Origin of the sequence: Pauljensenia sp. UMB6358 (genome assembly GCF_030216865.1) — a bacterium.
Taxonomy (GTDB): Bacteria; Actinomycetota; Actinomycetes; order Actinomycetales; family Actinomycetaceae; genus Pauljensenia; species Pauljensenia turicensis_A.
Map to the genome: position 1 here is coordinate 95178 of NZ_JASOMS010000003.1, position 25981 is coordinate 121158.

The 25981-nt window shown below is 57.2% G+C and carries 25 protein-coding genes; 4 read left to right on the forward strand and 21 right to left on the reverse strand.

Annotation, left to right across the window (positions count from 1 at the left end):
- Both cydC and QP381_RS03285 read left to right on the forward strand, forming a co-directional pair.
- A complete protein-coding gene (gene cydC / locus QP381_RS03280) occupies nt 1–1758 on the forward strand; it encodes a thiol reductant ABC exporter subunit CydC (RefSeq protein WP_285067807.1) in 1758 nt (585 codons plus the stop codon).
- Entirely contained in the window at nt 1758–3401 is a 1644-nt protein-coding gene (locus tag QP381_RS03285) for a sensor histidine kinase (RefSeq protein WP_006681649.1), read from the forward strand. The genes cydC and QP381_RS03285 overlap by 1 nt, the downstream gene beginning before the upstream one ends.
- An 80-nt stretch (nt 3402–3481) precedes the next feature.
- Here the strand turns inward: QP381_RS03285 and QP381_RS03290 are convergent, their stop codons facing one another.
- The 8 genes from QP381_RS03290 to QP381_RS03325 form a co-directional block, all read right to left on the reverse strand.
- Nucleotides 3482–4096: a response regulator gene (locus QP381_RS03290; RefSeq protein ID WP_040318714.1), complete on the reverse strand. Its 615-nt coding sequence runs from the start codon at nt 4094–4096 to the stop codon at nt 3482–3484.
- 141 nt (nt 4097–4237) lie between these two features.
- Nucleotides 4238–4966, reverse strand: a complete 729-nt coding sequence (rnc, locus tag QP381_RS03295) for a ribonuclease III (protein WP_040318679.1) — start codon at nt 4964–4966, stop codon at nt 4238–4240.
- 77 nt (nt 4967–5043) lie between these two features.
- Nucleotides 5044–5592 (reverse strand): YceD family protein, encoded by a 549-nt coding sequence (locus tag QP381_RS03300; RefSeq protein ID WP_006681652.1) that lies wholly within the window; start codon nt 5590–5592, stop codon nt 5044–5046.
- The gene (locus QP381_RS03305; protein WP_006681653.1) at nt 5585–6301 is read right to left on the reverse strand and encodes a hypothetical protein; all 717 of its coding nucleotides are present in this window, start codon (nt 6299–6301) and stop codon (nt 5585–5587) included. The genes QP381_RS03300 and QP381_RS03305 overlap by 8 nt, the downstream gene beginning before the upstream one ends.
- A 27-nt stretch (nt 6302–6328) precedes the next feature.
- Nucleotides 6329–6811, reverse strand: a complete 483-nt coding sequence (coaD, locus tag QP381_RS03310; RefSeq protein ID WP_179370479.1) for a pantetheine-phosphate adenylyltransferase — start codon at nt 6809–6811, stop codon at nt 6329–6331.
- 102 nt (nt 6812–6913) lie between these two features.
- Nucleotides 6914–7495 (reverse strand): 16S rRNA (guanine(966)-N(2))-methyltransferase RsmD, encoded by a 582-nt coding sequence (rsmD, locus tag QP381_RS03315; protein ID WP_103633576.1) that lies wholly within the window; start codon nt 7493–7495, stop codon nt 6914–6916.
- Nucleotides 7496–7558: 63 nt separating this feature from the next.
- Nucleotides 7559–9715 carry an ATP-dependent DNA helicase RecG gene (locus QP381_RS03320; RefSeq protein ID WP_103633636.1) on the reverse strand — a complete coding sequence of 719 codons (2157 nt, stop codon included), beginning with the start codon at nt 9713–9715 and terminating at the stop codon, nt 7559–7561.
- Nucleotides 9712–11379: a DAK2 domain-containing protein gene (locus QP381_RS03325; RefSeq protein WP_179370482.1), complete on the reverse strand. Its 1668-nt coding sequence runs from the start codon at nt 11377–11379 to the stop codon at nt 9712–9714. Before QP381_RS03325 ends, QP381_RS03320 begins: the two co-directional genes overlap by 4 nt.
- 562 nt (nt 11380–11941) lie before the next feature.
- Between QP381_RS03325 and rpmB the strand changes: the two genes are divergently transcribed.
- A complete protein-coding gene (gene rpmB, locus QP381_RS03330; protein WP_006681658.1) occupies nt 11942–12133 on the forward strand; it encodes a 50S ribosomal protein L28 in 192 nt (63 codons plus the stop codon).
- 103 nt (nt 12134–12236) lie between these two features.
- On the opposite strand, the gene thiL is transcribed toward rpmB, so the two are convergent.
- The 12 genes from thiL to hisD form a co-directional block, all read right to left on the reverse strand.
- A complete protein-coding gene (gene thiL, locus QP381_RS03335) occupies nt 12237–13226 on the reverse strand; it encodes a thiamine-phosphate kinase (protein ID WP_006681659.1) in 990 nt (329 codons plus the stop codon).
- A gap of 79 nt (nt 13227–13305) precedes the next feature.
- Nucleotides 13306–14139, reverse strand: coding sequence for a TrmH family RNA methyltransferase (locus QP381_RS03340; protein ID WP_285067864.1), 834 nt, complete (start codon nt 14137–14139; stop codon nt 13306–13308).
- A gap of 33 nt (nt 14140–14172) precedes the next feature.
- Entirely contained in the window at nt 14173–14553 is a 381-nt protein-coding gene (gene rplT / locus QP381_RS03345) for a 50S ribosomal protein L20 (RefSeq protein WP_006681661.1), read from the reverse strand.
- 24 nt (nt 14554–14577) lie between these two features.
- Nucleotides 14578–14772: a 50S ribosomal protein L35 gene (gene rpmI, locus QP381_RS03350; protein WP_006681662.1), complete on the reverse strand. Its 195-nt coding sequence runs from the start codon at nt 14770–14772 to the stop codon at nt 14578–14580.
- A gap of 42 nt (nt 14773–14814) precedes the next feature.
- Complete coding sequence (infC, locus tag QP381_RS03355; RefSeq protein WP_006681663.1) at nt 14815–15402, reverse strand: translation initiation factor IF-3; 588 nt, start codon at nt 15400–15402, stop codon at nt 14815–14817.
- A 381-nt stretch (nt 15403–15783) separates the two neighbouring features.
- Nucleotides 15784–16575: an SseB family protein gene (locus tag QP381_RS03360; protein WP_285067814.1), complete on the reverse strand. Its 792-nt coding sequence runs from the start codon at nt 16573–16575 to the stop codon at nt 15784–15786.
- A 3-nt stretch (nt 16576–16578) separates the two neighbouring features.
- Nucleotides 16579–17307: a bifunctional 1-(5-phosphoribosyl)-5-((5-phosphoribosylamino)methylideneamino)imidazole-4-carboxamide isomerase/phosphoribosylanthranilate isomerase PriA gene (gene priA / locus QP381_RS03365; protein WP_285067816.1), complete on the reverse strand. Its 729-nt coding sequence runs from the start codon at nt 17305–17307 to the stop codon at nt 16579–16581.
- Nucleotides 17308–17337: 30 nt separating this feature from the next.
- Nucleotides 17338–17973 (reverse strand): imidazole glycerol phosphate synthase subunit HisH, encoded by a 636-nt coding sequence (gene hisH / locus QP381_RS03370; protein WP_285067818.1) that lies wholly within the window; start codon nt 17971–17973, stop codon nt 17338–17340.
- A 3-nt stretch (nt 17974–17976) separates the two neighbouring features.
- Nucleotides 17977–18732 carry a hypothetical protein gene (locus QP381_RS03375; RefSeq protein ID WP_285067819.1) on the reverse strand — a complete coding sequence of 252 codons (756 nt, stop codon included), beginning with the start codon at nt 18730–18732 and terminating at the stop codon, nt 17977–17979.
- 32 nt (nt 18733–18764) lie between these two features.
- Nucleotides 18765–19382: an imidazoleglycerol-phosphate dehydratase HisB gene (gene hisB / locus QP381_RS03380; protein WP_006681668.1), complete on the reverse strand. Its 618-nt coding sequence runs from the start codon at nt 19380–19382 to the stop codon at nt 18765–18767.
- Complete coding sequence (locus QP381_RS03385; protein ID WP_285067820.1) at nt 19379–20494, reverse strand: histidinol-phosphate transaminase; 1116 nt, start codon at nt 20492–20494, stop codon at nt 19379–19381. The genes hisB and QP381_RS03385 overlap by 4 nt, the downstream gene beginning before the upstream one ends.
- A gap of 4 nt (nt 20495–20498) precedes the next feature.
- The gene (gene hisD, locus QP381_RS03390; RefSeq protein WP_285067821.1) at nt 20499–21836 is read right to left on the reverse strand and encodes a histidinol dehydrogenase; all 1338 of its coding nucleotides are present in this window, start codon (nt 21834–21836) and stop codon (nt 20499–20501) included.
- A 116-nt stretch (nt 21837–21952) separates the two neighbouring features.
- On the opposite strand from hisD, the gene QP381_RS03395 reads away from it, so the two are divergent.
- Complete coding sequence (locus tag QP381_RS03395) at nt 21953–22186, forward strand: RNA-binding S4 domain-containing protein (RefSeq protein WP_006681671.1); 234 nt, start codon at nt 21953–21955, stop codon at nt 22184–22186.
- Between the two features lie 115 nt (nt 22187–22301).
- Here the strand turns inward: QP381_RS03395 and dnaE are convergent, their stop codons facing one another.
- A complete protein-coding gene (gene dnaE, locus QP381_RS03400) occupies nt 22302–25853 on the reverse strand; it encodes a DNA polymerase III subunit alpha (protein ID WP_040318716.1) in 3552 nt (1183 codons plus the stop codon).
- Between the last annotated feature and the right edge of the window lie 128 nt (nt 25854–25981).

Sequence of the window (25981 nt, forward strand, 5' to 3'; positions counted from 1 at the left end):
ATGCTGTTCATTACTCGCGAAGAAAAGCGTGCTCTGAAACGAGTCTTCCCCCTCATCGAGGTCGATATCAAAGCATTCGTCTTCTCTGTTCTGCTTGCCTCCGGTGCTCTTGGTGCTGCCATTGCCCTTGGTGCGACTGCTGCCTGGCTGATCGCTAGGGCATCAGAGCACCCACCGGTTTTGTTCCTGACCGTCGCTGCCGTTGGCGTACGCACATTCGGCGTATCGCGCGCACTCCTGAGATATGCGGGCCGTTTGGCCAGCCACCGCGTTGCTTTGCGTGGCATGGACACCCTGCGCCAGAACCTCTATCAGCACCTCGCACACAATCCCATCGACCGCTTGACCGCGATGAAGCGCGGTGATCTGCTTGCTCGTACGGGCGCAGACGTGGATGATTTGGGCGATCTGGTTGTCAAGACCCTGCTCCCCACCTGCGTGGCAGTAATCGTTGGAATCTGTACGGTCATTGGTCTTGGACTCATTTCCGTTCCCGCTGCGCTACTGGTTGCGCTCTGTCTTTTAGTATCGGGGGTCGGAGCCCCCCTACTGTCGATGCACGCTGCACGAATCGCTCAAATTGATACGCTTCGCGCACGCACCGCCCTGTCGACGCAGATCCTGACCGTCATGGAGGGAACCTCTGAACTCCAGGTGTCCGGCGAACTTGAGGCGTTTAGAGCATCGATTGATGAGACCGAAGAAAAACTCGTTGAAGCCTCACACCGTAGTGCGCGGATGGCTGCTCTCGCTTCCGGGATTGACCGAGCAGCAATGGGAGCAGCCGTTGTTGCCGCACTGCTGATCGGCATTCCTCAAACAACAGGTGGCATGATTACCGGCCTGCTTCTCGCAGTCCTTGTTCTCACTCCCCTGTCCTCGTTTGAAGGAACCGCTGAACTAGCCCCTGCAGGCGTTCAACTGGTCAAGTCAGCAACCGCGGCAGTCCGTATTGACGAGATGCTCGGCGAATCCACCAAAGTCGCTACCCACCCCGTTCCGCACACTGACGTTCCGTCACTTACCGCCACGAACCTGACGATCGGATGGCCAAGCGGCCCCAGCCTCGTCGATTCGATCGATCTGGAATTGCACCCGGGCAAGTCCATCGCGATCGTGGGCGAGTCGGGTATCGGTAAGACGACGCTCGCGCTGACTTTGTCTGGCATGATTCCGCCGAAGGCTGGATCTGCGCAGGTGAACGGCGTGGACGCGTGGGAAGCCGACCGCGTACAACTCACCAAGATCGTCAATGTCACGACCGAAGACGCGCATATCTTCGCCGCATCCGTCTTAGAAAACCTGCGAGTCGCCAACGGTGAGCTCAGCGAAGACAGTGCAATCGCTCTACTTGAACGCGTTGGATTGGCCAGCTGGCTTGCAGCACTGCCCGATGGGATCCACACCATGATCGGTTCAGATGGCACGACAGTGTCCGGCGGTGAACGTCGACGTCTGCTCATCGCACGAGGCCTCGCTTCACCCGCTCCCCTGCTACTCCTTGACGAGGCCGGCGAGCACTTGGATGCGTCGACAGCTGACGCGCTCATTTCCGACCTACTCTCGGATCCGACGCGCGGCATCCTGCTCATCTCGCATCGCCTGAGCGCCCTCGAAAACGCCGACGAGATCCTGTTCTTCGGACGATCAGGCGGCGAAGGAACCCAAGCAGAATTGATTGCACGAGGCACACACGCCGACCTTCTTGAAACATCTCAGGCCTACCGTTGGGCCGTCGGCCAGGAAGAGGAAAACTAATGCCATGGGGTTCAGAACATGCCCTGGTGAAGGCCGCCCTTGACCTCACCAGCACACTCGACCTGCGCAAGGCCCTGACCAGCTTCGTCGACCAAGCATGCAAGCTCACCCACGCACCATACGGCGCCCTGATCGTCCTTGACACATGGGGCGAAGCATCCCAGCTGATCGAACACACCAGCGAAGCACTGCCACATTCGCCTTCAATGCCAGAAGAACTGATCAGCCAGATCCCCGCTACCGGTCACCTACTGATCAACGACATGAGCGAATGCGAGGACATTCCTCCGGCATCAATCACCAGTTTCCTGGGCGTATCCGTGCTGATCAACGAGCAGGTGTATGGACGTCTCTTCCTGACCGATAAGAACGGCGGATTCACAGCCTCTGACGCCGATGTTTTGTCAATGCTTGCTCCCGCTGCGGGCGTCGCAGTGGAAAACGCTCACCTGTACGCGGACTCGCGTCGAACGGAACGCTGGATTTCCGCTTCCCAGCAGCTGACAACCACGATGCTTGAAGGCACCGACGAAGAAGAAGCCCTTGAACTGATCGCACAGACCGTGCGAGAGGTTTCACGTGCAGATACGGCAATCATCGTTCTGCCTTCCGTTGGTGACACCTGGGCTGCCGAAATCATTGACGGCTACCTGGCTGATACTCTTCTCGGCGTTGTCTTCCCGCCCGAGGGGCGCGCGATGAGCGTGCTCCACGAAGGAACGGGCATGATCGTCGACTCCATGGCGCGGGCACAAACCATGCGTCTTCCTCAGCTTGCGGCCTTCGGACCGGCGCTCTACGCGCCCCTCCGTTCGCGAGGTAACTCCGCTGGCATTCTGATCCTGCTTCGTCGCATCGGACAGCCAGAATTTGATCTATCCGAATTGTCTTTGGCTGAATCACTCGCATCTCAAGCTGCCTTGGCACTGGAGCTCGCCTCCGCCAAGCACGCTGAAGACGTGGCCACACTGCTCGACGAGCGAGATCGTATCGGACGCGACCTGCACGATTTCGCGATCCAACAGCTGTTCGCCACCGGCATGCAACTGGATGCCGCCAAGGTGGAAGTAGAAAGCGGACACCCGAATCCTGAGGCCATCACTGCCACACTGGACCGTGCTCTGGCCTCCATCGACGAGGCAGTGCGCCAAATCCGAGCAATCGTCCACAACCTACGTGAACCCGACAAATCAGTGGCACTGGTGGAACGTATTCGACGCGAAGCATCACTGACACGTTCCTTCCTTGGTTTTGCCCCGTCCCTGTTGATCACATTGGATGGTCACGCGATTAACGAAGTCGCAGACGACGAACAGCTGATGATCGAAACCATCGACAATCGCATCGACCCCGACTTGGGAGATGACATTGTCGCCATCGTGCGCGAAGGCCTATCCAATATCGCACGCCATGCACATGCCACCGCGGGCTCGGTGACCGTTGACATCATGGGAACGGGAGAAAACGGGCACGTCACCGTTTCAATCGCCGACGACGGACGAGGCATCGACCCGAACCACACCAGAAACTCTGGCCTGTCCAACATGTCCGAGCGCGCCCGAATCCGTGGTGGAAACTTCGAACAGGGAATCGGAATCGGAGGCCTCGGCGCCAGGATCACCTTCCGCGCTCCGCTAGCCTAAGTTCCACCTTCATGCAGGTCCGGGGCGCAGTTCGTACGAACTGCGCCCCGGCCTCGTAACCAGTAAGAAAGAACGAAGCTTTAGTTCCTCCACGCGGCCGCACGCTGGCCAGCGACCCACGCTGCCACCTGAGTGCGACGTTGCAAGCCCATCTTCGACAGAAGCGACGTGATGTGGTTCTTCACGGTCTTTTCTGCAACGCCCAGCTTCTCACCGATCTCGCGGTTCGACAGACCATCACCAATCAGTTCCAAAACCTTGCGCTCTGACGGAGTCAGGTCAGCAGTCGGATCATCATGATCAGCGCGACGACGCGTGATCGTGCGCTCGTCCAGCAGAATACGACCAGCAGCAACAGCCTTAATCACGTCCGTGATTTCTGCACCGCGCACGGTCTTCAACACGTAAGCGTGCGCACCAGCTTCAAGAGATTCAGCCAAAGCCTCATCATCGTCGAACGAGGTAAGCACGATCGGCAGGATCTCCGGATGCGAAACCGCAAGCTGCTTCAGAATATCGATACCCGTACCATCGGGAAGCTGAAGGTCAACCAGAACAACGTCTGGGCGAACCAGATCTGCGCGACGCACGGCGTCAGCGACGCTACCTGCTTCAGCAACGACCTCAAGGGCATCATCGCGATCAATAATCTCAGCAATACCGCGTCGAACGATCTCATGATCATCGATGATCATGACGCGAGTAGTCTTGGCATTCTTGGGGTTTTCAGTCACAGTCATATCCTAGACAAGCCCTAGGTCCTATATCAAACGGTCGGGCAAGACGTCGCAAAGAACCGGTTAAATTGCGATGATTCTTCGTCCTTTGGTCGCCTCTTAGTCACCAAGGCGAGAGTAAAGAAGCTCCATAGCCTGTTGCGCAACCGCGCTCTCGGAGTGCTTCTTCGACGATGCGCTGGCAACAGCCAAAGGTTCTTCAACATTCGACGCGAAGACGGTCGCAGTGAAAGAACGGTTATGATCCGGGCCCGAACCTTCAACCTCATAGCGAATTTCACCAAGGTTATGCGCCTTCGCATATTCGACAAGCAAGGTTTTCCAGTCATGATGAGAGCCTCGCACCTCGGCCTGGCTCAAAAGGAACTCAAGATTGGCCAGCACAACGGCTCGCGTGTGCTCCATACCGTGCGTCAGATACGTCGCCCCGATCAGCGCCTCGAATGTGTCGGAAAGGATCGAATCCTTGTCACTGCCACCAGAAGCGGCCTCTCCTCTACCGAGGAAAATAAAATCCCCAAGCCCAATACGACGAGCAGCCTGCGCCAGCGGAGTTTGCGAAACCGTTGAAGCGCGCATCTGCGACAAAGACGACTCCGTGACATCCGGGTAGTCGTGGAACAAACGATCCGCGGTCGTTACTGACAGAACCGCGTCCCCTAAGAACTCGAGGCGTTCATTATTCGGCAACCCCCCGGCTTCGTTCGCATATGAACGGTGAGTCAGGGCAAGTAGCAGAAGGTCAGGATCGACACTCGATCCCCAACGTTCCATGAGCTGGTCGTAGTCCGTATTGGCGGGAACTGGGAGTTTCTTCTTATGCGACATACGTCCGTCTTCAACTTCTGTTCGTACAATTGTGCGGTGAGGAGCCGCCCTAGCGTGCTTGGGCACCGATAGTAGTCCTAGTTGTCTTTGGCCTGATCCAAAAGACAAGCAAGAGAAGCCAAACGCGGATCCACCTGGAAGTGCTCATGATCTTCAGGGAGCTCATCCCACTTCTGCCCGCACACGTCACACAAGCCTCCACAATCAGGCCGACACAGTGGACGATCATCCACCAGCGTCACGATCGAATCGCGAATCATCGGCTCCAGATCGATCGTGTCACGCTGACCAATCAAGCGAACGTCATCGGCTTCGTCGTCCTCATCTGTAGCCACGGGAGCCGTTTCAAAGAAGACATCCGACGTATCAATATCATGGTGAACACTGACCGGATCCAGACAGCGCACGCAGTCGCCCACTAGGTCAACACTGGTGGTCAAGCGAACCAATACGCCATCATCAACGCTGGTCAGATCAACCCCAAAATCTAAAGGAGTGCCCGGCTCAACCCCCATTGACGGAGTCCCCAAATCATCGGGCGCAACCCAATGCAGATCCTCGTGGCGGAAAGAACCAATCTGACGCGACAGTGTCACCAACGAGATGACAAGAGGAGAGTCACTCATTGTCGAGGTCAATGTCAGTCACGTCGATGCCCTGGCGCTCTGCGATGGCACGACGACCGGCCTCGGTGCGACGCTGCAGATCCGCCAACATACCCGACAGCTCAGCCAGCGACTTCGCAACATAGTCGTCAGCGCCCAGACGCAGTTCTTCTTCCTGCTGACGAGCCTGACCAACAATCTCACGACCACGATCTTCGGCCATACGAGTAATGTTCTCGCTGGAAACCAGACGCTTCGCTTGCTCGTTAGCATCGACCAGGATCGCTTCAGCTTCAGAGCGAGCCTGATTCACGGAAGCCTCAGCTTCTTCGTTCGCACGAGCAACCGTGCGTTCAGCCTGTTCGTTCGCAGAATCGACGATGTGCTTCGCCTTTTCTTCGGCTTCGTCCAGAGTTGACTGAGCACGAGAATTAGCTTCAGCAATAGTCGTTTCGGCAGCGGTGTCTGCGCGCCCTAAAACGGCATCGGCATCAGCAACAACAGCGTCGGCAGCAACCAGATCTTCCGGCAACGCTTCACGTGCTTGGTCCAGAAGATCCAGGATCTCCGCGCGGTTCAGCATGATCATTGCCGAAAGCGGAACAGCGCGGGCATCTTCGACGAGGGCCTCAATCTGATCGAGAGCAGCAATGACGGTCGACGGTCCGTAAACCGTGTTCTCATCCCACGTCTCGTTTTCGCTGGGTTCAGGCGTTACGGGATCCGACATTGTGTCCTCCAGATCGTTGAAGCGGTCTCAGTGACCTTTCTTTGCTCTATTTTGCGCTACGAACGGCTCAATTTCGTTCGGAACATACCGAGAAACGCTTAATCCCAGGTGGACAAGCTCACGAACCATCGATGAGGACACCAGCGAAAGCTCTGGGAGGGAGGGAATAAACAGAGTTTCCACCCCTCCAAGGTCACGATTCACCGCGGCCTGGGCAAGCTCGGTATCAACATCGCTTTGGCTACGAACGCCCTTAACAATGAAAGAAACATCGTTCGACTTCGCGCAGTCGATCAGCGTCCCTTCCATTTTCACGGTGCGCACGTTCCCCAGTTGAGCCACGACAGCGTTCACCATGTCGACACGCTTGTCCTGATCGAACATGTATTTCTTCTTAGGGTTTATGCCCACAGCAACAACCAGTTCGTCGGCGAAGGAGGCAGCGCGGGTGATGATATCGGCGTGGCCGATGGTGATGGGATCAAATGATCCCGCAAAAAGAACTCGCATTGTCGTCCTGTTCTAGTAGCTCGAGGATATTGAAGTCGATAGTATCCCCCAAGCGTTGCTCGGTGGGATTACCGATGATGCTCAATGAATTGATCCGAGATCTCAGTCGCTCTCTTCTTCGGCTTTCACGGGCGGACCGGCAAACCATGCGACAGTCTCACCCCACGTCCGCTGATCTTCCTTCACAAGGAAATCCGGCCACAAAGGCTCCGGTGACCTGCTGGAACGCTCAACAACGACAAGCGCATCCGGGGTGATCCACGGTCCAAGAAGTGAGAGCACCTCCGCCACATCTTCTTCGCTCACGTCATAGGGAGGATCAAGCAACACAAGATCAAACTCTCCACTGAGCGTCTCAAAATCACGCGCCCTCAAGAAAGTGGCCGCCGAGGCGGTATGAACCCGCGCTTTCAGACCGGTTGCGCGGATGTTTTGAGCAATGATTCGCGCTGTCGGTGCCGATTTTTCAACCAAGTCCACGCGCGAGGCACCTCGTGACGCGGCTTCTAACCCCAATGCTCCCGAACCGGCATAGAGGTCAAGAACCAGACAGTTTTCAACCACGTTCATATGTTCCAGGCGAGAAAACAGCGCCTCGCGGACGCGTTCCGATGTTGGACGCGTCCCCTTCGCGGGAACTTTCAGCACGCGACCTTTGGCTGAGCCTGCAACGATTCGAGTCATGACCCATAGTCTAACGGGCGAAGCACAATGCCCAGATTGCAGGGATCACCACGGTAGTCCCCTTTAGCTCATCGAAATCCAAGCAAGAGAATCAGCCGACAAGCGCCTCAAAGCACATGCTAACTCCGGATGATTCATCAGCTTCGGATCCTCTTCGATAATCCGCAACGCATCGCTGCGAGCGTGGGAAATAATCCGTTCGTCACGTCGAACAGAAAGGAAACGCAGGTGCGAACTGCGACCGGACTGCCCAGCTCCCAACACATCTCCCTCACGACGGAGCTGAACATCTTTTTCTGCGAGCTCAAAACCGTCCGTCGTTGATGCAAATGCTTCAAGACGCGCCATCGAGTCCGGATTCAAATCGCTACGATGAACCGCCATCGTCACAGATGGCGTCGACGAACGGCCGACGCGGCCTCGTAACTGATGCAACTGCGCCAAGCCGAACTGCTGGGCGTCAACGATCACCATCATCGTCGCACTCTTGACGTCCACGCCCACTTCGATGACGGTCGTAGAAACCAAAATCGGCGATTCTCCGGATGCGAAACGCTCCATGATCTGGGTTTTTTCCGCCGTCGGAGTGCGGCCCGTCAACGTTTCAATCCGGTGCGCTCCAAGAGCGGGAAGACGGCGCAGGGTTTGACTGACCTTTTCGACCGACGCAAGCGGGGGGCGATTCGCTCCCTCTCCTTCAACGTCGGTGACCTCATCCGTTTCGTCGATACGCGGACAGACAACGTAGACACGCCCACCGCGCTCAATCTCTTCGTGCGCTCGAGCCCACAAGCGCTCCATCCACACCGAATTCGCGCTATCAACAAGGAACGTCTGCACCGGCGTACGACCGGCAGGCATCCCCGCCATGCGCGTCTCTTCCAGATCACCGAACACCGTCATCGCGACCGTACGAGGAATCGGAGTCGCCGTCATCACCAGCTGGTGCGCGCTACGCCCCCCGTCGCTGGTGCGCAATGTGTCGCGCTGTTCAACGCCGAAACGATGCTGTTCATCCACAATGACAACGCCGAGGTCTTTGAAAACAACACTGTCAGAGAACAAAGCGTGAGTCCCCACCACGATCAGCGGCTCCCCCGATTCAATGAGCGCGCTTATTTCGCGACGCGCGCCAGGCGGTGTCGAACCGGTCAGCAGACGAATATCAACTGGTTTCCCATCGGCCATGACACCCTGTACTAACGCGCGCATCGACTCAAGATGCTGGCCGGCCAACACTTCAGTCGGCGCCACCAGCGCACCCTGGTGTCCAGCGTCAACCGCCGCAATCAATGCCGCGAGCGCAACAACGGTCTTCCCTGAACCCACATCTCCTTGAAGGAGTCGTTGCATGGGGGCGGCCTGGCCCATGTCGGCGTCGATTTCTTTGAGCGCGCGTGATTGGGCGTCGGTCAGAGTGAAGGGAAGCGATGCAATGAATTCACTGACTGCGTGCGATGAAGTGAGCGGACACGCAGGCGCAGTTAAAGAGCGTTCCCCGTAGCGTCGTCCGGCCAGGATGCACTGAAGGGTGAAAGCTTCCTCGAACGCGAATGTGGTTTTCGCCTGTTTGTAGTCGTCGTCGGTAGATGGCTGGTGGAGCATCCTCAAAGCCGTGGCACGATTGGGCAATTTTCGTTGTTCTCGGATGTCGGCCGGGATCACGTCGTCGATCGATTCATCGTCCAAAGAATCGAGAATCATGGTGATACTACGTGCCATGATCCAGCTGGTGATCCCCCCGCTTGTCGGGTAGATCGGGATGGGCCGTTGGGAGCGTTCTTCTGCTGAGTCGCTGGCGTCATCCATTCCTTCGAAGCTGGGATGTACCAGTGAAAGGGTACCGCGGTAGGATCCGACTTTTCCGGCGAAAAGAAACGAGGCTCCGGGTTTCAAGAGGCGCTGATGGACGGCGAGTTTGTATTCATTGTGCGCGAAGAAGGTCGCGTTCATCGTAGTGATGCCGTCGGTCAGTTGTACTTCGAGGCGAACGCCCTGACGGCTTCGGTTTGCAACGAGGTGTGCTCGTGCAACTTGAGCGAGGATCGTGACATCTTCGCCTTCGTGCAACATCGACATCGGGGTCAGTGCGCCCCAGTGGTAGTAGCGACGAGGCGCACAAAGAAGCAGGTCTTCAACGGTTTCAAACCCTGCTTTTGCGAGTTTGCGCGCGGTTGACGCAGGGAGGCGAAGAGAAAGTGGGGTATCGAGTTCGCTCATGCCCACATGCCCGCTATGAGGCTTCGACCCGCTTGTCCCCCATCGATCACATCAATGTCATCGAGGAGACAGTCAGCGTGCATCACCAGTTGCCGGAGAAGTCCAACCAAATCCGGACCGTCGTGTGCGGACAGGAGCAGGCGGAACTGCGTGGGGTTCCTGCGTGCGATGTCGGCGACCACCTGCGAAATAGCAAGGTCATCGTCTGAGTCGAGCGAATAGGTCACCTGGTTTTCAAGCGCTTGCGTCGCCCCTTGGGTGAGCAGACGTTCCATTGTTGGCCCCACTTTGTGCCCGCCGGGTTGCGGGACGAAGTAGCCGGCGCATGTTTGCGCGACGTTGAACGCTGACAGTTCGTCGTTCGACTGCGCCACCACAATGATGGCGTCGTTTGACGAGGTGGCGCCTGCAGGCTTGGGGTCAAACGGGGATTGGGTCGCGTTCAGACGAGAGGCAAGCATAGTGCCGAGTGTTGAAGACTCATCGTCACACGGCACGAACAGACTGACGCCCGTCGATGAGGACGTGGCAATTTCCATGATTCCCGCCCCGTCTTGGGCGCTGGGATTGTATAGAACGATTGCACCTGTTCTGGCGGCATCTTCAATCAATCCGGGAGCTCGGGTGCATACAAGGACTCGGGCGCGTTCGACTCGTCGCATGGGGCGCCGTTCGAGAAGGCGAACACCGCGGTGGGTAATGCCTTCTTCGGCGAGCTCGTCGACGCCGAGCATCTCATCTGGACGCGCGTCAGCGACTTGGAATCTGATAAGGCATCCAGTCTTGGGGCGTACTGAAAGAGGGGCGGACGTATCGATGTGTAGGCGCCACATTCCTACGCCGAATGGATCAAGCGTTCCAACGCAGGAAAGGCGTGCTCCCATGAGTTCAATGGAAGTGAAAAAGTGGTCTGCGTCTGTTGCAGTCGCTTGCCAGACGATATCGACACTGAATGCGCGGTTCGGGGCGGGAATGTTCTGACTGGGGATATCACCGTTGTTTTCCGCTAATTCGCTGAGCATATGAGCGAGCGACTCGAGTACTGATGTTTGTCCTGAAACAACCGAGTCAAAGCAGGCGAAGAGGATGGTCAGGACGGATGCGCCTGCGTCGATACGCCCTGTTCTCTCATTCGTGGCGCCAATCAGGCCTTCTTGAGCTGCGAGTGAGTACCACGAGACCAGGTATTCGTTTGTTTCAATCGTGTCGCCCAAATCAGTGGCGGCGGTTCTGGCTGTATCCAAGACCATCACGATCGCATTCGACAGGTGGGTTCGACGCAAAACGTCAGTGACATGGGAATCGGATTGGATCGCATGTGGTGTACACAGCATGCGACGAAGCTGAATCGGCGTGATCTGACCTGGACCATTGAGGGCTTGTGACCATGCGGAAAGAACAGCAGTAATGATGACGCCAATATGCCCTTGGGCAAGGATGATGCCAGCGTCAACAGCGGCTTCAAGCCCGGAAGCAAACGACGAGACCGGATCTAGACGTTCGACGGCGCTTGCCATGGAGGCCAGCGTATGTGCAGCGTTCGTGCCGGTATCGCAGTCTGAGCCGTCCCACCCGTCGAGGTCGTTCAGGAACTGAGCAAGCGTGGCAGATTCATGTGCTGCCACCCGCAACAGGGAGGCGACAGTCCCAGCATTCAGTTCCACTCTTGCTCCATCCGTTTAGCTTTGCGTTCATTATCGTTCAGGGATCAGCGTTCGGCGTGCCAGACACATCTAAGCCCGACAATCGTTGCATTTTTATCGCTTCGTACTCCACGGCTCACACTAGTTTTTGAATGCCTAGCTCCCCCAAGTTATACGAGGCGACAGTCCCCTTCCCACAGAGCCCACAATGTCGCCTCACACGACCGGAACTGCAGGCAGGGCCTTGCCATGGACGAGGAATGCACGGACGGATACCCAGACCGCACAGCTCGCCACCTACTGAGCCGTCGCTTGCATCACCGTCGTAGAAACCACACTGCAATACTAGGATGCTGCACGCCCCGCTCTAGCCTTCAAGCCGCTACGCGGCCCTGCCGCGAGCCGCACACAATCCGCGCTCTATCAACGAATGTGGGCTACCTGACAGCCCACAAAGGGCGCAAAACTTGGAGTTGAAGGCGTTAATCCGTTAATCTTTCATAGTTGCCTGCGGTGGACTACACCGCTCAATACTGTCCTGTGAAAACGGGAATAACCTATTTTGACAACCGAGGAGATCATCGTGGCTGCCGTTTGTGACGTGTGCGGTAAGGGACCCGGCTTCGGCAAGAGCGTGTCACACTCTCACGTTCGCACCAACCGCCGCTGGAATCCGAACATTCAGCGCGTTCGCGCCCTTGTTGAGGGCACCCCGAAGCGCCTGAACGTGTGCACCAAGTGCCTGAAATCCGACAAGGTTCAGCGCGCTATCTGATAGCCGCACACCTGTTGGATGACCTTTAAAAGGTCACCACACTTTATGAGTCTGGCTCGCAAGGATGCCCTTGCGAGCCAGACTTTTTCACCTCGAGTGCCTCTTACTCGTTCTTGAAGTGATCCCACTTCCCACGCAAGGGGCGGCCGTTCAGGAACATATTCGCGTTTTCCCCTTCACCGACCTCGCGGACGCGTCCCACAATGCGGAATCCTTCGGGAATGGTCGCATCTGGCCCAAAGGCAGCGATCATGCCGTGGTCTTCACCGCCGAAGACGACCCATTCCACCGGGTTCACACCGCAGATCTCGGCGAGCTGACGCAACGGATCTGCTTCGCGTTCCAACGCAGTCGGGTCGAGGTCAATGATCACACCAGACGCTTTCGCCATACGCGTGCCATCCATAGCAATGCCATCAGATAGGTCCATCATTGCGTGGGCACCGGCGCGCGCAGCAGCTGGCCCAGTCTCCAACGGTGGCTCGGGAGCGCGATACATGTTGAGGGCTTCAGCCATAATCCCCATTGACTCGTCGTCACGAATTGCAGGGTCAATGTGCTCGCCCAGCAACAGATCCAAGCCGGCGTGCGAGAAGCCAACTCGACCACTCACCGCGATCACATCACCAGGTTTCGCTCCCGAACGCACCACGGGATCGCCTTCGCACCAGCCCATGACGGTCATCGACAGCACCAGCTTTTCTCCCGCCGACATATCACCGCCGACGACGCCGGCACCGACTTCGCGAGCACGATCGCCGATACCTCGAACCACATCGATCAGCCATTCGACTTCGGTGTCAGGAGTGAGCACAACAGAGATAACGATCGATGACGTGTACCCACCCATACCGGCAATATCTGCAAGATTCTGCGCGGTAATGCGAGCACCAATCTGGTAAGCGTCGGACCAATACCTGTGGAAGTGCTGGTCTTCGACGATGACATCCGTCGATACGACGAACGATCCTTCAGGGGTTGCAATCTGTGCACAGTCGTCACCGATTCCGATCATGGTGCGTTCACCAACGGGAAGAACTTCCTGATAGCGACGAATGAGTTCAGATTCCGAGCATTCACTTACCAACGTCATGGTTCAAGCCTAGTTGGTTCGTGGCGACAAAAGGACAGCTGGCGCCTGATTCACTCATTGACTCACGAGGCCGCGCACACTATTTCAGCGCTTCATTGGACAAGCGCGCGCACTGAGAAGCGAAAAGACACATTGAGGCTGCAGAGGCCACGTTCAGGGACTCGGCCTGACCGGTCATGTCGATGCGGACAAGAGTGTCACACGCATCGAGTTCAGCCTGGCTCATGCCCTTCGCTTCATTGCCGAAGACCCACGCATGAGATGAGGCAAGAGGACCCGCTCCCCCAGCGATTGCCTGAGTCATCAGCTGCCCAAGGTCTTCGGTGCCCACTCCGCCGCTGGTACCCAGCAGGCGCGCACCGCGCGTTTTGAGCAACCGGGCGGCCTCGTCGAACGACGGAACACCAACGAGCGGAAGGTGGAAGACACTGCCTGCGGAGGAACGGATGACCTTCGGGCTGGCAACATTGACGGTGCCCGCAACGACGATGACACCGGCGCATCCCATCGCATCAGCGGTGCGGATGATGGTACCAACGTTGCCCGGATCGCGCCCCTGGGCGAGCACAACATATGTCTGCCGAGGCGCAGTATCGCGCAACGTGGACACCACTGCGTCACGTGTTGCAACGGCAATAATGCCCTGAGCATCAGAGCTCATCGCAGAAGCGACCTCATCGGTCACCATATGGCACCAGCGGGTCACGGAAGAAGCCAGGGCGTGCACGTCAGGATGCAGACTCGCTGCACCGTCAGTGAAGTACACATCGCGAACATGCTGGCCACTAAAAGCCAGAAGTTCGCGGACTGCTTGTGGCCCTTCAACAAGCAGAAGATTCGTCTTACGACGTGCCGAGCGCCCGGCCAACGCTGCCACTTTCTTCACGCGTTCAGCGTGAGGATTGGCGAGCATGGACGGGCGCTCGGACTGAAAAGTCACCGTATGTCAGGCCTTGGGGGCGTTGACGTCTGCCGGCAGAGCATCCTTGGCAACCTGCACCAGCGCGTTGAACGCGTTGATGTCGTTGACGGCGAGCTCGGCGAGCATGCGACGGTCGACCTCAACACCAGCAAGGCCGAGGCCCTGGATGAAACGGTTGTAGGTCATGCCCTGCGCGCGCGAGGCAGCGTTGATGCGCTGGATCCAGAGGCGACGGAAGTCACCCTTGCGGGCCTTGCGGTCGCGGTAGGAGTAGACGAAGGAGTGAGTGACCTGCTCCTTGGCCTTGCGGTACATGCGGGAACGCTGACCACGATAGCCGGACGCCTGCTCGAGGACTGTACGACGCTTCTTCTTGGCGTTAACAGAACGCTTGACACGTGCCATGTTTCAAATCTCCTTTTGCGAAGCTCACTTGCCAAGGAGACGACGGACGCGCTTAACGTCTGCGTTCTCAAGGACCTGGTCAGTGGCGAGGCGGCGGGTCTTACGGCTGGACTTGTGCTCCAGCAGGTGGCGTGCACCGGCCTGCTCGCGCATGATCTTGCCCGAGCCGGTCACGCGGAAGCGCTTCTTCGCACCGGAGTGCGTCTTGTTCTTCGGCATTTGCTATTCCTTCTTTGTTCCATCAACGCTTACGCGTCAATGTCAGTTCTTGTCCGTGGTGTCCGCTTTTGCGGAACGTGCCTGGTCCTTGATTGCGCGTTCCTGACGCTTACCGCGTCGTTCCTTACGCTCTGCTTCACGACGCTTGCGCTGTTCGTTCAAAGCATCAGACTTACGTTTTGTAGGCGCGAGAACCATGGTCATATTGCGACCATCCTGGCGAGGCATGGACTCGACTGTTGCGAGCTCACCAACCTCTTCAGCCAAACGCTGAAGCAGGCGAACGCCAGCTTCAGGACGGGACTGCTCACGTCCGCGGAACATGATCATGACCTTGACCTTGTCGCCTTGGGAAAGGAAACGCTCAACGTGTCCCTTCTTAACGCCAAAATCATGGTCGTCAATCTTCAAGCGGAAGCGGATCTCTTTCAGCTGGGTGTTCGCCTGATTACGGCGAGCATCGCGAGCCTTCTGGGCGGCTTCGTACTTAAACTTGCCGTAATCCATGAGCTTGGCAACCGGCGGCTTAGCGTCGGGGGCAACCTCTACCAGGTCAAGGCCGGCCTCTTCGGCCAGGCGCAGGGCGTCTTCAACACAAACGACGCCGACCTGTTCCCCTCCGGGTCCCACGAGGCGAACCTCAGGAACTCGGATGCGCTCGTTAATGCGAGTCTCGCTGATGAGTGGCTCCTTCCACGGTACTTCGTGAAGAGCAACGAAAATGGCCTCCGTTGCACTTCATGCGCACGGAGGCCAGCCCATTTGGCAGACGCCGAAACGTCTACCGAAGAACCCGATCCCCTTTCACGTCACGCCAATTGCGTGGACCTTGGCAAGCCAAGGCGGGCATCCAGGTGGGAGGAAACTCCGCTTGCATTCCAGGCATTCGCCCAGACGGTTGCTTTGATTTTAACATCTGCGCTGATAGCGCACCAATTTCAGTGACTTCGGCGCAGATGGGATCGCTCACACACGTGGACTATGCGACGTGCGGACTATGCGACATGCGGACTATGCGACGCTCACCCAACGTGGAACGATCTCAATCCTGTCGGCTGATACCTGAAGACGTTTTGAATCTCCGATAGCAGACACCGCTTCCATCAGCGACTTTTTAAGCCCACGCTGATCAGCATTGGCGTTGACGAACAGGGTGACAGTCACGTTTCCGACTGCCCCGCAGGTCAGTTGCACGTCAACGATCGGCGAGGTTCCGTTATGGCTTACCTGCGCGAGCATCTTCAACTCTTCGGCGAGTTCTTGGTCTTTCCACGCTGGCAACCACGTGTCTCCCTGCGCAAGTGCCGCGACAAGGGGACGTGGCATCACAACGTTGGACCCGGCAGGATCCATGACAACTCGGCCTCCGGTTTCCACCAGCGCAGCAAGGGCAACGCTCCGGAATGCGAGAGCGGTAGGTCTGGCGAAAGCATCGAAAGCCCGAAGTTGATCGGCCGAAGAGAATACGGCAATCGCCTTGCCTGCCAGGCAGTCAACGCGAACAAAGTCGGTCGGTGCCTGTCCGTCGCCGTCAAACCCTGCGTGGCCTCCGGTGACACGAGGATCCTCTTCAACAGCAATCGGGACAATCACGCGATCGTGAGCCAAAGCATCGGCGAGGGCTTCCAATCTGGCTGCGCCATTATCACTATCCGCTTCAAGAGCCAGCGCACGCCTCGTCGCTTCGAGAATCTGACCCGAGTCACCACGATCGCGATTCGACATCTTCAACCGAGCAGCAAGCCGGCTCTTCTGCGCATCATCGAGAGCTGGGATTGGGCGAGAATCCGTGGTTTCACTCATCGTTTAAAGCCCCCGCGCAACTTTCAGGGCTTCTTCAATCGTGAACGCGCCAGCGTAGAGGGCTTTGCCGACAATTGCACCTTCGACGCCAACGCCAACGAGACCTCGCAGGGTGGCAATATCGTCCAGCGTTGACACGCCACCGGATGCCACAACGGCGGCGTCGGTTGCGCCGCAGACGCGAGCAAGCAGATCAACGTTCGGTCCCGACAGCATGCCGTCGCGCGTCACGTCAGTGACCACGTAGCGCACGCAACCAGCCTTGTTCAGGCGTTCGATTGTCTCCCAAAGATTGCCTCCATCGCGGGTCCATCCGCGGGCAGACAAGGTATCTCCACGCACGTCCAAGCCGATGCCAATCTGATCGCCATATTCTTTAATGACTCGTTCAGTCCACTCTGGATTTTCCAAAGCTGCGGTACCAAGGTTCACGCGACGGGCACCGGCTCCCAAAGCGCGCTTGAGCGACTCATCATCGCGAATGCCACCGGACAGTTCGACATTCATATCCACGTTCGCAGTGATCTCAGCAAGTAGCGCAGCGTTCGACCCACGTCCAAATGCGGCATCCAGATCGACGAGGTGCAGCCACGTTGCCCCAGCATCCGCGAAAGAGCGCGCAGCGTCCATCGGGTGGCCGTAGCGTGTTTCCGTACCAGCTTCACCCTGGGTCAGGCGAACGGCTTGTCCGTCGACAACGTCAACGGCGGGAAGAAGAATCAGATCGTTCATGGAAATCCTTTAATCGTTTATTGCGTGAAGTTACTTCAGTGTGTCGAGCCAGTTTGCCAGTAGCGTCATACCGGCATCTCCTGACTTTTCCGGGTGGAACTGGGTTGCACACAATGGGCCGTTTTCTACGGCTGCAACGAAGCGGGAATTTCCGTGCCGTGCCCAGGACGTCAACGGTGGGGTGGTCACTCCCCCAGCTAACGCCGCGGTCGGATCGTCATGGACACCGTAGGAGTGAACGAAATAGAAGCGCTGGTCTTCGACTCCCGCGAAAAGCTCCGAACCGGTAGCCGCTTCAATCGGTGACCAGCCCATGTGCGGAACCACTTCAGCGTCCAAACGCTTCACCACGCCCGGCCACTGGCCAAGACCCTCGCCTTCACCCTTCTCTTCGGACGAAGAGAACATGATCTGCAGGCCAACGCAGATACCCATCACCGGGCGCCCACCAGCAAGACGCATGTCAATAATGTTTTCGCCGTCAGCTACGCGCAACTGGCGCATCACCGCATGGAACGCGCCCACGCCAGGCACCAGCAAGCCATCAGCGTTCAATGCGGCTTCACGGTCTGCAGTCAGTTCAACATCGGCGCCCACATGTTCCAAAGCTCGGCACGCAGAGCGTACATTGCCCGAACCATAGTCAAAAACAACTACGTGCGTCATCGTCTACTTCTTCCACAATCCGCCAAAGAAACCGCCCGGACGCTTACGGCTCGTCCCATCCGCAGACACGGAGTCCTCGTAGTCTTCGGGGGTCGAACGTCCAAGCAGTAGATCCTCGGTTGCCTGTGGCATTGCACCAAGTAAAACACCCGCAGGAATCGTTTCCTCCGGCTGTCCGTTCACATAACGCTGGGCTGTAATCCGACCAGAAACACCGGGTTCAACCCCATCGCCTTCAACCAGCCACGACATGACAGCAACCGCCCCATATTTGGACAGGCGTGAAACAACGCGGGCGGCCTCGTCGATGGGAGCGGGCATGGGACGCTGGCCGGAAAGCAACGCATCCAACTCTTCTTCGTCAGTCGGCTGAGTTTCCACGCGCTGCCAGATCGCCGTCCACGGCTTCAAACGGACGACGCTGAGCTTCAAACCAGACAGAGCCAAAAGAGAGTGAAGCGCGCCCGGCGATGGAATCGGGGCCAGAACCAAACCAACCGACAGCTTGCCACCGTCAAGATGGAGGGATTCATCAACCGGGACATCGTCAGGATCTTTCAACACCTTGGTCGATGCGTCCCTGTTGTCTGTCTCGCTCGTCGTATCTGCGCCAGCGGGCTTTTCTCCCAGATTGTGTGCCGCCAGTACATCGTCGGCATACGCTTCACCATCAAGCGTTTCCTTGCCTAAATCTTCGCCGTCAAGGGACGCGACAAGATCCGCGAACTCGGCATCGAAGTCGTCATCACGACGCGACATAACTCTCCTCTGCTACCTACGCTCGACTCGGCTTAGAGCGCACCCTTGGTCGATGGAATTCCGTCGACGCGAGGATCCGGCTCAACGCCAGCACGAAGCGCTCGTGCCAACGCCTTAAACTGGGCCTCGACGATGTGGTGCGGGTCGCGACCAGCAAGCACGTTCATGTGCAGGCAAATTCCGGAATTGAAGGTCAGGGATTCGAAGACGTGACGCGTCATTGAACCAGTGTAGTGACCACCAATCAGGTGGTATTCCTGACCGGCAGGTTCACCCGCATGCACAATGTAGGGACGTCCCGCGACGTCAACAACCGCGTGAGCCAGCGCCTCGTCGAGCGGAACAGTCGCCTCACCGAAACGGCGAATACCGCGCTTGTCCCCTAGCGCTTCCTTCAGCGCAAGACCCAGGCAGATCGCCGTATCTTCAACCGTGTGGTGCACGTCGATATCAATATCACCCGTCGCCTTCACCGTCAGGTCAATCAGCGAGTGCTTCGACAGTGCAGTCAACATGTGGTCGTAGAAAGGCACGGACGTGGAAATGTCATTCTTGCCTGTTCCATCCAAGTTCAGCTCGAGGTGGATCGAGGACTCAGACGTCACGCGGTCAATGACGGCGGTACGCGGAGTAGCAAAGGTGTTCGTCATTTCGTGATCTCCTCAAGTGCTGCTTTGAAGCTGGCGGTTTCTTCAGGTGTTCCAATACTGACACGAAGCCAGCCCTCAGGCCCGACAACTCGGATCAGAATTCCGCGATCAAGCAGAGCCTGAAAGATGGCTTCGCGGTCATCGAAGCGTCCGAAGAGGACAAAGTTGGCATCCGAATCGACAGCGTCGAAGCCTTTGTCTTTCAGCCACGTGACCAGCTGGTCGCGTTCGGCGCGCAACGAGGCCACCTGTGCCATCAGTTCATCCGTGTGGCGCAGAGCAGCAAGCGCCGTTGCCTGCGTAAGAGTTGAGAGGTGGTACGGCAGGCGAACCAACATGATCGCGTCGATGATTTCTTGGCAGGCGCTCATATAGCCGAGGCGCAGGCCCGCCATGCCGAAGGCCTTCGACATTGTGCGACTGACGATGAGGTGCTCATTCGCGTCCAAGAGTTCAAGAGATGACGGTGTGCCGGTTCTGCGGAATTCACCGTAGGCCTCGTCAATAACGACGATCGACGCAGACGTCTGGCCATCAATCTCTGGGCCGCTTTCGCGCGCGATGTCCAGGATCCACTCAATGTCCTCGAACGGCAACGCTGTGCCCGTCGGATTATTCGGGCTGGCCAGCAGAACAGCAGAAGGACGCTGCGCTTTCAATGTTTCTTCAACGAACGCGCGGTTCAATGTAAAGTCATCATCGCGACGCCCCTGCACCCACGCGGTATTCGTGTCGCGCGCGTACTCGTGGTACATCGAGTACGTCGGAGCAAAGCTGACGGCCGTCCGGCCAGGGCCACCGAATGCTTCCAGAATCTGCACCATCACTTCATTTGAGCCGTTCGCTGCCCACATCAGTTCCGGACGCCGACGAACACCGGATTCTTTTTCTAGGTAGTCCGCGAGCGCGCCACGTAGTTCCATGAAGTCACGATCCGGGTAGCGGTTGAGACCCGCAGCCGCCTTGGCAACGGACTCAGCGATATCGGCAATCACGTTTTCGGAGGGCGAATACGGGTTCTCGTTGACGTTCAGGCACACCGGAACGTTGAGCTGCGGAGCACCGTAGGGCGAGAGTCCTTTAAGATCGGATCGAATCGGAAGAATCGTCATGGTGTCACTCTCCGTCTTTGGCAGCTGTGCGGCGGATCAGGGCGGCTTGACCGTGTGCCGGCAGATTTTCCGCGATCGCAAGCGTGTTCAGCTTGTCGCTCAACTGATCCAGTGCTTCGGCCGTGTATTCCACGACCTGCTGGGAACGCAGGTACTGCATGACATTCAATCCCGATGCGAAGCGCGCTGTGCCACCGGTGGGCAGCACATGATTCGAGCCGGCAATGTAGTCGCCGAGTGGAACCGGCGTGTACGACCCAACAAAGATGGCACCCGCGTTCTTCACCTTCAGTGCATCATCGCGGGAGTTCAGGGTCTGGACTTCCAGGTGCTCTGCGCTGTACGCGTTCACGACAGTCAGTCCGTCTTCCACATCATCGACGAGGACAATACCGGACTGTGGGCCTGACAGGGCGGTAAGAATACGCTCGGTGTGCGTTGTCGCCTGCGCCTGCACCTTGATTTCAGCTTCCACTTCGTCAGCCAGTTCCTCGCTGGAGGTCACGAGGACCGATGCTGCAGCCGGGTCATGTTCCGCCTGACTGATCAGGTCGGCGGCAACGAATGCCGGGTGAGCACTGGAATCGGCGAGGATTGCGATCTCGGTTGTTCCCGCTTCGGCGTCAATGCCGACGGTTCCCTGAACAAGGCGCTTGGCTGCGGCAACGAAAATGTTGCCCGGTCCGGTCACCACGTCGACGGGCTTCAAGACGTCATCACCATCGGTCACACCGTAGGCAAAGGATCCAATCGCCTGAGCTCCACCAATCGCCCAGACCTCATCAACGCCCAGTAACGCGCACGCCGCCAAAATTGTCGGGTGAGGAAGACCGCCGAACTCTGACTGAGGAGGAGACGCCAACGCAATAGACTCCACGCCCGCAACCTGCGCACACGCCACGTTCATCACGACGGACGACGGGTAGACAGCCAAGCCACCGGGAACATACAGGCCCACACGTTCAACTGGAATCCAACGCTGGGACACGGTTCCGCCCGGAATAATCTGCACCTGAGCAGGCGCGGGCAACTGTTGAGTATGCCCCATACGGTTGTGCGCAATCGACATCTCAAGCGCCTCGCGAATCTTCGGGTCAAGATTCGCTAAAGCATCAGCAATTGCCTGAGCCGGAACACGAAGCGAAGCCGGGCGAACACGGTCAAACTTTTCAGCCAAGTCGTACAGCGCGGGCGCGCCCTCTTCACGAACACGCTTCAAGATCGGAGCAACCTGATCTGCGGCCTTCGACGTATCCAGCGCAGCACGAGGCAACGCATGAGCAAGATCTGTCGTTTCAAGAACAGTTCCACGAAGATCCAGTCGTTGCATCAGAGTATCCATACCCCAAGCATAGGCGGGCACACACATTTGGTTCTTCGGCGCCCAACGCGCGAACATAGAAGCACACAATGCGGACAACTCACCCGCAGCCCGTAAACGCCAGAAAGGAAACGTCCATGTCAGACTTCCCCACCATCGAAGTCAGCGGAGTCATCAGACTCGGACAGTTCCTCAAACTCGCCAACCTTGCCGAAGACGGGGGACTCGCACGCGAGCTCATCCAGGGTGGCGACGTATACGTCAACCACACAGTTGAAACCAGGCGAGGTCGTCAGCTCACAGACGGTGACGTCGTAGAGGTTAACTCCCCCATGGGATCAGATGGCGCCATCGTCGCACAGATCGACTAAGCCTGAGGCGCAACAACCAAGGCCACGCCATCCCATCATTCGACCCCGACACACGAGAAACGACCAACAACGCTGGGCGGCCTCGTCCTTTTAGCACGAGCCCCCCGAAAGTAGCTCAGTGCGTGCTCAGGACTCCGTCGATGCCCACGATAGCCTTCACATGTGAGAAGAACGGTCCCGTCGGCGACACGCGCAAACGCTGATCCAACTCAACGATCGTCGTGCCCGTGCGCTCGCGGATATGTAAACGAACAGGAGAATCACCTGGGAACGCTTGAAGGACATCTTTCAACTCGCCCAGCAATTCCGCCGTACACCGCGTTGCAGGAAGCTGAAGCTCCAGCGGAGTATCGCCGTCCTCACGCAAGTCCAAAATCGTCATCGACTGGCCATAAATCGACATGCCCTCATCGCGGACATTCACGCGACCCTCAATCTGAACCACAATGTCCTGGGCAAGATGCGTTGAAATCGTCTCGTAAGAACGCGGGAAGAAAAGAACTTCAACCGACCCCGACAAGTCCTCGAGGGTCGCAACGGCCCACACACTACCCTGTTTCGTCACCTTCGTCTGAACATTTGAAATCAGACCCGCGATACGCACCGTCTGATTCGACATTGAATCCTCAGATCCGACGACCTGCGCAATCTCGTGATCCTGATAGCGAGCCAGCGCTCCTTCAATGCCACGAAGCGGATGATCCGACACGTACAAGCCAAGCATCTCGCGTTCTTGAGACAGCTTGAACTTGCGGTCGAATTCAGGGATATCCGGAATAGTGACTCCCAGGGCATGTGAACCGCTATCAGCGCCGGCATCCATACCCAACGCACCAAACAGGTCGAACTGACCAATCGCTTCGTTACGCTTCACATCGGTGATTGCTTCAACGGCCTCGTCACAACACGACAGCATTGCACGACGCGTGTAGCCCATCGAGTCAAACGCACCTGCACGGATCAGCGACTGAATCGTGCGCTTGTTGCACACAACCTGAGGCACCTTGTCCAAGAAGTCCTGGAAGGAAGTAAACGGGCCCTTTTCTTTTCGGGTCTCAACGATGGCTTCAACCACGTTCGCTCCCACGTTCTGGATCGCGTTCAGACCGAAACGAATCGCTTCACCGTCTGGCGCAAAGTTACCCTGCGACGCATTGACATCGGGGGGAAGAACCGTGATATCCATGTGTCGGGCTTCAGCCAAGTAGAGCGCACGTTTGTCCTTGTTGTCCTTCGTGGACGTCAGCAGAGCCGCCATGTACTCGGTCTTGTAGTTCGCCTTCAAAAACGCGGTCCAGTAGGACACCAAACCGTATGCGGCCGAGTGTGCCTTGTTGAATGCGTAGGCGGAGAAGGGAACAACGACATCCCAGAGAGCCTGGATTGATTCCTTCGAATAGCCGTTGTCCAGCATTCCCTGCTGGAATGCCTCGAACTGCTTTGCCAGAACCTCGGGCTTCTTCTTACCCATTGCCTTACGCAGAATATCTGCTTGGCCAAGTGAGTAGCCCGCCAGCTTCTGCGCGATCTGCATGACCTGTTCCTGATACACGATCAAGCCGTAGGTCGTACCCAGAATCGATTCCAGTGCCTCAGCCAATTCGGGGTGAATCGGCGTAATTTCCTGCTTCCCGTTCTTACGTAGCGCGTAGTTCGTGTGCGAATTCGCGCCCATCGGACCTGGACGATACAGGGCGCCGACAGCGGAAATATCTTCGAAGTTGTCGGGCTTCATCAGCTTCAGAAGGTCGCGCATACCGCCACCATCAAGCTGGAAAACGCCCAGTGTTTCACCGGCAGACAGGAGTTCGTATGTCTTTGGATCGTTGAACTCCAGGTGTTCCAGATCCGGTTCTTCCTTGCCGTTCAGCACAATGTTTTCCAGCGCGTCCGAGACGACCGTCAGGTTACGAAGACCCAGGAAGTCCATCTTCAGCAGGCCGAGTGTTTCACACGTCGGATAGTCGAACTGAGTGATGATCGCGCCATCCTGGGGACGCTTCATAATCGGAATAATGTCGGTCAGCGTATGCGAACTCATGATGACCGCACATGCGTGAACGCCCCACTGGCGGGTCAAACCTTCAAGACCGAGCGCGTACTGAACGACCTCGTGAGTCTCCGGGTTTTCTTCGTAGTACTTACGGAACTCGACAGCTTCGGCGTAACGCTTGTCATCCTTGTCAAAGATGCCGTGAACGCTAATGTCCTTGCCCATGATGGACGGCGGTAGAGCCTTCGTCAGTTGCTCGCCCACCTTGAAGTCCTTACCCAAGATACGGGCAGAGTCTTTCAGGGCCTGCTTTGTCTTAATCGTGCCGTAGGTGACAACCTGCGAAATGCGATCCTCGCCATACTTGGCCTTGACGTACTGAATGACCTCATCTCGCCTACGTTCGTCGAAGTCGACGTCGAAGTCGGGCATCGAGATACGTTCTGGGTTCAAGAAGCGTTCGAAGATCAGACCGTGTTCAAGAGGATTCAGCTCTGTAATCTTCATGGCGTAGGCAACCATTGATCCTGCGCCCGAACCACGACCAGGTCCAACGCGAATACCTTGGCTCTTCGCCCAGTTAATGTAGTCTGCCACCGTCAGGAAGTAACCGGGGAAGCCCATCGAAATAATGACATCTTCTTCGTATTTCGCCTGCTTACGGACATCGTCGGGAATACCGTTCGGGAAACGATAGTTGAGGCCCTTTTCAACCTCTTTGATGAACCACGAGGTCTTGTCTTCGCCTTCGGGCACCGGGAAGTCGGGCATGTAGTTTGCGCCGTCATCGGTGGTTGTGAAGTACACCTCGCAACGTTCAGCGATTTCCAGAGTCGAGTTGCACGCCTGTGGGAGTTCCTTCCACAGCTCGCGCATTTCTTCACTGGGACGAATGTAGTAGCCGTCGCCATCAAACTTGAATCGATCGGGGTCAGAAATACGCGAACCGGAGTTGATGCAAAGAAGAGCGTCTTGGATCTGACGGTCTTCCTTCTTCACATAGTGGGCGTCATTCGTCACGACAAGCGGAGCATCCATCAACTTCGCCAATTCCAGTAGCTGGAGCTGGGTGCGACGTTCCATTTCGATGCCGTGGTCCATGAGCTCAACGTAGAAGTTTTCTGCGCCAAAAATATCGCGGAGCTCGGCTGCTTCACGAACTGCCTCGTCCCATTGGCCAAGGCGCATACGCGTCTGAACAGCACCCGAAGGACACCCGGTAAACACAATCAAGCCCTCGTGGAACTGAGAGAGTAGTTCCTTATCCGCGCGAGGATACTTACCAAACTGTCCTTCAGTTGAGGCGTAGGAACCGAGGCGAAACAGGTTATGCATGCCCTCGGTTGAATAGGCGAGCAGCGTCAGGTGGTTGTATGAACCCGAACCCGACACGTCATCGCTCTTTTGCCAGGGTTCTCCCCATCGCACTTTTTGACGGTCAAAACGCGACGTACCGGGAGTCACATAGGCTTCCAAACCAATAATCGGCTTGACCCCGGCCTTCTTACAGTTCGAGTAGAAGTCGTATGCGCCAAACAGGTAGCCGTGATCGGTCAAGCCAATAGCGGGCTGACCCAAACGAGCCGCTTCTTCAGCCATCGCCTTCGTCTTTGCTGCGCCGTCAAGCATCGAGTACTCGGAGTGGTTGTGCAAGTGAACGAAGGAATCAGCCATGGTCTTGATGGTAGCCGTCATCGGGTGATTAAGCACCCCGGAAGGAGCGTGAGAGCTTTCCTTGAAATCACGCAGATTCACAAGCTCGACCAGCAGTTTTCGGCGTATTGACGCACCTGCCTTCTTCA

What these genes read in the sequence shown, in the direction of transcription:
- cydC (WP_285067807.1), top strand. Translation starts at nt 1, where the DNA reads ATGCTGTTCATTACTCGCGAAGAAAAGCGTGCTCTGAAACGAGTCTTC.
- QP381_RS03285 (WP_006681649.1), top strand. Translation starts at nt 1,758, where the DNA reads ATGCCATGGGGTTCAGAACATGCCCTGGTGAAGGCCGCCCTTGACCTC.
- QP381_RS03290 (WP_040318714.1), bottom strand. Translation starts at nt 4,096, where the DNA reads ATGATCATCGATGATCATGAGATCGTTCGACGCGGTATTGCTGAGATT.
- rnc (WP_040318679.1), bottom strand. Translation starts at nt 4,966, where the DNA reads ATGTCGCATAAGAAGAAACTCCCAGTTCCCGCCAATACGGACTACGAC.
- QP381_RS03300 (WP_006681652.1), bottom strand. Translation starts at nt 5,592, where the DNA reads ATGAGTGACTCTCCTCTTGTCATCTCGTTGGTGACACTGTCGCGTCAG.
- QP381_RS03305 (WP_006681653.1), bottom strand. Translation starts at nt 6,301, where the DNA reads ATGTCGGATCCCGTAACGCCTGAACCCAGCGAAAACGAGACGTGGGAT.
- coaD (WP_179370479.1), bottom strand. Translation starts at nt 6,811, where the DNA reads ATGCGAGTTCTTTTTGCGGGATCATTTGATCCCATCACCATCGGCCAC.
- rsmD (WP_103633576.1), bottom strand. Translation starts at nt 7,495, where the DNA reads ATGACTCGAATCGTTGCAGGCTCAGCCAAAGGTCGCGTGCTGAAAGTT.
- QP381_RS03320 (WP_103633636.1), bottom strand. Translation starts at nt 9,715, where the DNA reads ATGAGCGAACTCGATACCCCACTTTCTCTTCGCCTCCCTGCGTCAACC.
- thiL (WP_006681659.1), bottom strand. Translation starts at nt 13,226, where the DNA reads ATGACGTTGGTAAGTGAATGCTCGGAATCTGAACTCATTCGTCGCTAT.
- QP381_RS03340 (WP_285067864.1), bottom strand. Translation starts at nt 14,139, where the DNA reads ATGCTCGCCAATCCTCACGCTGAACGCGTGAAGAAAGTGGCAGCGTTG.
- rplT (WP_006681661.1), bottom strand. Translation starts at nt 14,553, where the DNA reads ATGGCACGTGTCAAGCGTTCTGTTAACGCCAAGAAGAAGCGTCGTACA.
- rpmI (WP_006681662.1), bottom strand. Translation starts at nt 14,772, where the DNA reads ATGCCGAAGAACAAGACGCACTCCGGTGCGAAGAAGCGCTTCCGCGTG.
- QP381_RS03360 (WP_285067814.1), bottom strand. Translation starts at nt 16,575, where the DNA reads ATGAGTGAAACCACGGATTCTCGCCCAATCCCAGCTCTCGATGATGCG.
- priA (WP_285067816.1), bottom strand. Translation starts at nt 17,307, where the DNA reads ATGAACGATCTGATTCTTCTTCCCGCCGTTGACGTTGTCGACGGACAA.
- hisH (WP_285067818.1), bottom strand. Translation starts at nt 17,973, where the DNA reads ATGACGCACGTAGTTGTTTTTGACTATGGTTCGGGCAATGTACGCTCT.
- QP381_RS03375 (WP_285067819.1), bottom strand. Translation starts at nt 18,732, where the DNA reads ATGTCGCGTCGTGATGACGACTTCGATGCCGAGTTCGCGGATCTTGTC.
- hisB (WP_006681668.1), bottom strand. Translation starts at nt 19,382, where the DNA reads ATGACGAACACCTTTGCTACTCCGCGTACCGCCGTCATTGACCGCGTG.
- QP381_RS03385 (WP_285067820.1), bottom strand. Translation starts at nt 20,494, where the DNA reads ATGACGATTCTTCCGATTCGATCCGATCTTAAAGGACTCTCGCCCTAC.
- hisD (WP_285067821.1), bottom strand. Translation starts at nt 21,836, where the DNA reads ATGGATACTCTGATGCAACGACTGGATCTTCGTGGAACTGTTCTTGAA.
- QP381_RS03395 (WP_006681671.1), top strand. Translation starts at nt 21,953, where the DNA reads ATGTCAGACTTCCCCACCATCGAAGTCAGCGGAGTCATCAGACTCGGA.
- dnaE (WP_040318716.1), bottom strand. Translation starts at nt 25,853, where the DNA reads ATGGCTGATTCCTTCGTTCACTTGCACAACCACTCCGAGTACTCGATG.